This is a genomic window from Arthrobacter sp. Dra40 (assembly GCF_059091905.1).
Genome location: NZ_JBNHHB010000252.1, coordinates 1 through 6,526 on the forward strand (window position 1 = coordinate 1; position 6,526 = coordinate 6,526).

The 6,526-nt window shown below is 65.4% G+C and carries 6 protein-coding genes and 1 pseudogene; all 7 read right to left on the reverse strand.

Annotated features, from left to right (window positions below; translation table 11 throughout):
- Positions 1–239 (reverse strand): annotated as a pseudogene (locus AC5RWT_RS32955) (flagellar motor switch protein FliN); the annotation flags it as partial.
- Positions 236–1,144, reverse strand: coding sequence for a flagellar motor switch protein FliM (locus AC5RWT_RS32960; protein WP_494083887.1), 909 nt, complete (start codon positions 1,142–1,144; stop codon positions 236–238). The pseudogene AC5RWT_RS32955 and the gene AC5RWT_RS32960, both read right to left, overlap by 4 nt.
- A 198-nt stretch (positions 1,145–1,342) precedes the next feature.
- The gene (locus AC5RWT_RS32965; protein ID WP_494083888.1) at positions 1,343–2,431 is read right to left on the reverse strand and encodes an OmpA/MotB family protein; all 1,089 of its coding nucleotides are present in this window, start codon (positions 2,429–2,431) and stop codon (positions 1,343–1,345) included.
- Positions 2,428–3,249, reverse strand: coding sequence for a motility protein A (locus AC5RWT_RS32970; protein ID WP_494083889.1), 822 nt, complete (start codon positions 3,247–3,249; stop codon positions 2,428–2,430). Before AC5RWT_RS32970 ends, AC5RWT_RS32965 begins: the two co-directional genes overlap by 4 nt.
- Positions 3,250–3,567, reverse strand: coding sequence for a flagellar FlbD family protein (locus AC5RWT_RS32975; RefSeq protein WP_494083890.1), 318 nt, complete (start codon positions 3,565–3,567; stop codon positions 3,250–3,252). It lies immediately after the preceding gene.
- Between the two features lie 324 nt (positions 3,568–3,891).
- Entirely contained in the window at positions 3,892–5,640 is a 1,749-nt protein-coding gene (locus tag AC5RWT_RS32980) for a DUF222 domain-containing protein (RefSeq protein WP_494083891.1), read from the reverse strand.
- Between the two features lie 758 nt (positions 5,641–6,398).
- A partial coding sequence (locus AC5RWT_RS32985) for a flagellar basal body rod C-terminal domain-containing protein (RefSeq protein WP_494083892.1) occupies positions 6,399–6,526 on the reverse strand: 128 nt, incomplete at its 5' end.

Consider the following 6,526-nt stretch of genomic DNA (forward strand, 5'->3'; position numbering starts at 1 on the left):
GCAGCCGAGACCAGCGGGGAATCAGTGCCAGCGGCCGCGGCCAGCGCGGCCTGGTCGGCCACTACCAGGGCCATATCGGCGGAGGTGCCGCCCACAAAGGAGCCGACGACGGCGGAGGCCACCTGTCCGGGCAGGGGCCCGCCTTCGTCCTGGCGCACCGCATAGAGCGGAGTGTTGGTGGGCAGCAGCCCCAGGAGCGCGTCGGCGGCAGCAGCCTGAAGGGTCTGGGTCTGTGTCATCGGGCGTTCTCCTCGGTTGTAACAATGACTCCGGCCAGGCGGTTGCCGTTCGCGCCCACCGCAGCATGGGCCAGGCACTCGCCGTTGACGGCAACATCCAGCGGGCGGTGTTGCGGGTGCGGCAGCGGCAACAGGTCGCCCACGGCCAGATCGAGCACCTGGCCAGGGCGGACCCGCATGGGGGCAAACTGCAGGGCCACATCCACTGGAATCTGGACCAGTTGGGTCTCCAGCAGCTTGCGGGCGTTGGCCGGGCTGCTCATCGCGAACGAATCGCGCAGCTGGGTCAGCAGCACCTCCGCCGGGATGGCGACGGTGGACGGCACGGACAGGTCGCCCACGCGGATCTCGAAGGTGGCCACGATCATCAAGTCGTTGGTCGCCGCCGCCTGCGCAAACTGCGAGTTGTAGTGGATCTGGTCCAGGCTGATGGGCGTGGTGAGCAGGGAACCGAGCGAGTAGCGCAGGTCCTCCAGCGCGTCTTCCATCAGCCGGCTGACCAGTGCCTGCTCAATCTGGGTGAACTTGCGGTCCGGGTAGTCGTGGCTGCCGTTCCCGCCCAGCATATGGTCCACCCAGGTCATTGCGGCCCTGGTCGGGAACTGGATCACTGCCTTGCCGGTGATGTCGTCCAGCGCGCAGAGCACCATCGCGGTACTGGCCGGCAACGAGGCCGCGTACTCGTCGTAGGTCTGCATCTGGACCTGCTCCGACGTGACCGTACAGATCACGCGGACCTTTGCGGTCAGCTGGGTGCCCCACTGGCGGGCAAAAGTTTCGAAGGCCAGTTCCAGCACGCGGGAGTGCTCGCGCGCCAGAGTTGTTGGCCGCCGGAAGTCGTAAACTTCGACGGCTCTGGCCGGCTTTTCGGGCGCGCTAGATTGCACATGTTCCTGGACCGTCACAGCTGGCACTATCGGCCGAAGGATCCCGCGCGTTAGCAGTTTGAATAATGCGGTGCGGACCGATGGCTCCCCCATCCGTTCGCCCCGCCGCTTGATGTTGGCGGCTGGTCAGCATGGAAGGATGCCCTACTCCTGCCGGTCCGGCACTGGATGCTGGATGATTTTCACCCCGCGTCCGCCGCCGGACCCTGGCAGGTTTTAGTCGGATTGCCCCACCGGAGCCGGCGCATAGGTGGCGTTGGGGCCCGGCCCGACGGCGCGGTCGGTACCGGTCACGACTTCGCCCCTTGAGCTTCCGCCACTCGGTTCGCCAGCCACCCGTTCGGCCGGCTTGGATTCGGCGGAGGCTGATTCGCTGGCCTCGGCTTCTGCCTTTTCCGCGGTTTCAGCTTCTGCCGCCCTCTTGGCCATTTCGGCACGTTGAACTGCTGCTTCTTTGGCAGCGCCGGCAGGATCCTTGAGGATTTCGGGGATCAGATTGCGGATGGCCTCAGGCTGGCCGGAGAGCACCACGATGTCGACGCGGCGGTTCATCGCCAGGTCCTCGTCGCTGCCGCTGGTGGTTAACGGCCTGGACTCACCGAAACCAACGGCGGAGATACGGTTCGACACCACTCCGCTGTCCTCCACCAGATGGCGCAGGACGTTCACGGAACGCTCGGACGACAGTTCCCAGTCCAAGGCGTTCGGATCCAGATGGCGCACCTGCGCCGTATGGCCTTCCACCTTCAGCTCGTAGCCAACGGGCTTCAGCACCGGCCCCACCACGTTGAGGATCTTGATGGTCTGCCGGGTCAGCACCGGCGAGTCGGGCTCGAAGAATGTCTCGCTGCCGATCAAGCGCACGGTGAGGCCGCGTTCGTCCAGCTGGAAACGGACCGCCTTGTCGAGGCCTTCCTTGCGGAGCCCCTGGGTAATCTTCTGCTGGATGTTGCGCAGGTCGTTGACTTCCTTGATGGCAACGTCCAGATCGGTTTTCTGCTCGCCCTCGGTGTCCTCCTTGGCGTCGCCGCTGGTGAACCCTTGGCCTTCCTCGTCGATAAGCTCCGGAGGAACCACTACACCCTCTGCCGTATCAACGGTCTGGGTGCGGACCACGCCGAACCCCGTCGCGAGTGAATTGGCCAGCTGCTGGAACTTGGCCGCATCAACCGTAGACATGGCGAAGAGCACGATGAACATACACATCAGCACGGTGACCATGTCCATATAGGACGCCATCCACCGTTCGTCCGGGTGCTCGTCCTCTTCCTCGCCGAGCGGCCGGCGCGGGCGCCGGGGCTTCATGCGGCCTTGGCCTCTGGCTTGTTGTCGGACTTGCCGGGCTTGTTGTCCTTGCCGGGCTTTCCGGTGTCCATTTCGTGCGCAGGCACCATGGCCCGCAGCCGCTCCCCGAGCAGCCGTGGCTGGCTGCCGGCCTGAACCGCCAGCATGCCTTCCATCAGGAGGGTCATACGTTCAGTTTCCAGATCCGACAAGCGCCTCAGCTTGCCGCCGATCGGCAACCAGATGAAGTTCGCGGACAGCAATCCCCACAGCGTTGCGACGAACGCCGTCGCAATCATCGGCCCCAAGGTATCCGGAGTGGAGAGGTTTTCCAGCACGTGGGTGAGCGATACGACGGTGCCGATGATGCCAATCGTCGGTGCGTAGCCGCCCATGCTCATATAGAACTTGGACGATTGGCGATCGGCGCGAGCCTTCGTGCTGATCTCATCCTCGAGGAGGATCCGCAGCTCCTCGCCGTCGGTTCCGTCGGCAATGTTCTGCAGCGCCCGCTGCATGAACGGGTCCTTTTCCTCGGTGGCTTCCGCATCCAGCGCGAGCAGGCCCTCGCTGCGTGCCTTTTCGGCCAGTTCCACCACGCGGTCGATGACGACCTGCGGCTTCGCGACCTTGCCGGTGAACGCACGCGGCAGCGTTTTGATCGCCTGCATGCCGTCCCTCAGCGTGGTGCTGGCCAGACCTACGGCAATCGTGGCACCGAAGACAAGGATCATCGGGGCCGGGATGAGGAGCGCCTCAACGTGGGCACCCTCGAGGGTGATCATGGCATAGAGCGAGCCGAAGGCCAGGAGGAGGCCAATAAGTGTTGCGGGATCCATTTACGTATTCCTAGGGCGCAGCGGCACAGTGTTGCCGGAATCCCGAAAGTCTTCTCCGGGGACCGGCGCGGCCGGTGGAACAAGGCCGAGCTGGGGGTGGCCGTGCTGGTGGACTGAAGGCGGCAGCTCACGGGCCAGATGCAGCACGTAGGCGCGGTAACTGGCGATCATCTCAATGACCTGGCTCAACGTCTCCGTGACGATGTACTTGGCGCCATCGACCATCACCAACGTGGTGTCCGGGTTGGCATGGATGCGCTCAATCAGGTCAGGGTTGACCGCAAACTGGCTGTCATTCAGCCGCGTTACAACGATCATTGGCCCGTCCCAGGTCTCTCGAGGGCTCCCGGTGAGCCGCTACCTACTACCTTCGGCCGCGAGCGGCCCGCGGTTAGGTGCCCGGACCCCTTGTCACATGTGTCGCGCGGCACCCGTGGGCTTGAAGCGGCCGCCAGCCGACAGCACCGGCTTTCCTGCACCTCGGACCGGATGGTTCCCCTCTAACCAAAGCTGCCCGCCGACCCCGAAAGATCGCTCGATGTGTGCCGGCGAGAACGTCCGAGCCGCCACTCCGGTTGGGTCCGACCAGTCCCGTCCTGCGTGCTCGTGTGCCTGTGCGAATAGCGCGGTGGCGCCGGTTCGTTAGGCGGGCTGGAGCGGTTGGGCCGGGACGCGGGTTTGCCAGTACGTGTTTCGCAGCGGTTTTCGGTCCGGGTCGATGTAACCGGGCGGGGTGAACCACGGGATCCCGCCGCTGACGTGAATTTCCCAGTTGCCTTGCTCGACCAGGTCATGGTGGAGGCTGCACAGGCACACCCCGTTGGTCACGTCCGTCCGGCCGCCGGCCCACCACGGCACGATGTGGTGCGCTTCGGTCCAGAAAGCGGGCATGGTGCAGCCGGGGAAGGCGCAACCTTTGTCCCGCAGCAGCAGTGCGCGGCGGATGGCCCGGCTAAAGAACCGTTGGGACCGGCCCAGGTCCAGCACCTCGCCTTGTGAGCCCAGGATCGCCGGGATGATTTCGGCGTCGCAGGCCATCCGGCGCACGGTCTTGGCCGAGAGAGGGCCGTTGAACACTGCGCTGCCCCCGCCGGAGAGCAATCCGAGAAGCTGTTCATACCCGGCGGTGACGATCACCTGGGTCCGATGTCCACCCGAGTCCGGGAGCTTGTCAACATTCAGCGCGATCCGGCAGGCACCAATCAGGCCGGCCAGAAGCTTCTGCGCCCGGGTGAAGCCGTCCAAGCCCGCCACCACGGCCGGATCCACCTCACCGTGACTGTGACGGTGACCGTGTTCGGCAGCCCCGCAGCTATCCGGGCCAGCCGCGCCTGCCCCGCCCGTTTCAGTGGACCCGGCGTTCTCGGTGCACGACACCTCCGGCCCGGCTTCCGGTCCTGCGTCGGGTCCTGCAGGGGATCCGGCGTCCGACTCGGCGTCGGCTCCGGCGGGGCGCCCTTCAGGCCGGCCACCGGTGGCGGCTGTTTCGATGGCGTCGGAGCGGATCCGCGGGTTCGCGGCGCTGTTCATCACGGTGGCCAGGGCTTCGTACTGGTCATCGGTGGTATTGATCACGAATTGGTGAAGTCCCCGGCGCCGGCCGCGGTAGAACATGCCCTGCCGGGCGCGCAGTTCCTCCTCCGACGGTTCGGCGCCGTCCTGGTCGACAGCCGTTTCCCACGTCCTGGCGATCATCACCAGCGTGTCCGCGTCGCCCTCGCGGGCCTGCCGGACCAGTGATTCCTCCATCGCCTGCAAGGTCTCCGCGGTGGCCGCGTGCCGGGCCCTGCCGATTGAATCGGTGACCAGAACCGCTGCGTGGCCGCTGACCTCGCCGCCGGCCATGGCCTGTGCCAGGGCCGGCAGCGACGCGGCACCGAGTTCCCCGTCAAACCGCACCGGGGCGGTGACGGCCTTGCCCACGCGCAGGCGGCGCCGCGCCTCCACGATGCCGATCCCGAGCCGGGAGCGCAGATACTCCGCATTGTTCCTGAACTCCGTCTTCCGTCGGCGCTGCGGCTGCCCCTGCCCGGGCCGCCCGGCCACTGCGGTGCCGCTGGCGTCGCCGGTGCCGCCAGCTCTGTTGATGGCTGCCGCGGGGTCGGCCCAGTCCCCCGCGGGGCCCGTCGCATCGGCGAGCGCGCCCGGCAAAGTGGTGGTTTCGCCGTGGGCGGCAATGTCGGCCAGTTCCACGGCATGGGCGCCGGCGGCCTGCAGGAACTCCACGGTCTTTGACACGTCCTCGACCGCCGCTACCGTAGTGGCCAGGTCCCGGGTGCTCAGGGCACCGGACACAAGCGTGAAGCGGGCGGCCACGTCCTGCAGCAGGACTCGCACCTCGGCGAGGGATCCCTCCAGCTCCCGGGTGCGGTCCAACGGTGCAAGTACCATACCCACATTTTATTCGTACACACATTCGACCCGCCATCGAACGAGCCCATTGTGTAGGGGAAGTGGACCGCAGGCAGTCCCGCACTCTTCGCGAGCTCCCACGTGGTGACTGTCCACGCTTCCATGCCGGAGAGCCGCGGGGCCCGCGTCCCTTCCAGATCAACCGGCACGGCAACGAACTGGGCGAAGTGAAGCCCCGCAGAAATTAATGCGGGGCTTCGCTGGCTCGCTACCGTTTTCGGCTATGTGGTCCGGTCCCTGGTCGGCTCTTCCACGGTGGTCTGGTCAAGGAAAGCCTTGACTTCGGAGTCGTCGGACTTTGTCCAGGTCTCGCTCGCAGTATCCCGGTCTCCCTGACGGGTTTCCGGCTTGCGCTCGGTTTCCTTTCTAGAACCCCAACCGAAATCTCTATTCGAGGCGTAGCACATCTCAAACCTCCTTCGTATCGGTCCTTTAATCGTCCTCCCGTTAGGGGCAGAATCCAAGAGTCGGACACCCTCTGTTGAAGATCCATGCCCGCCGATCACTCAGCGTCTGCTGCGACATCGACAGCGCTGGTTGTGTGGGGGCGGTTTTGTTCCTACTCCGGCTGCCACCCGCCGCGGTTTTTATCCGCTTCAGCGGCGCTGAGCGCTCTAAGCGGTCACGATGGGGGAAACGAGATCCAGGGAGTTCATAAAGATAGCCCTGACCGGAACCGATGTCCGGGCAGGGCTATCTCCTTGGCTTACCTAATAGGCAGGCAAGAGCTCCGAAACCTAGCGCTTCAGGTTGGTCAGTTCCTGAAGTACTTCGTCGGAGGTGGTGATGATGCGGGCGTTGGCCTGGAAGCCGCGCTGCGCGACGATCAGGTTGGTGAATTCCTGGGACAGGTCCACGTTGGACA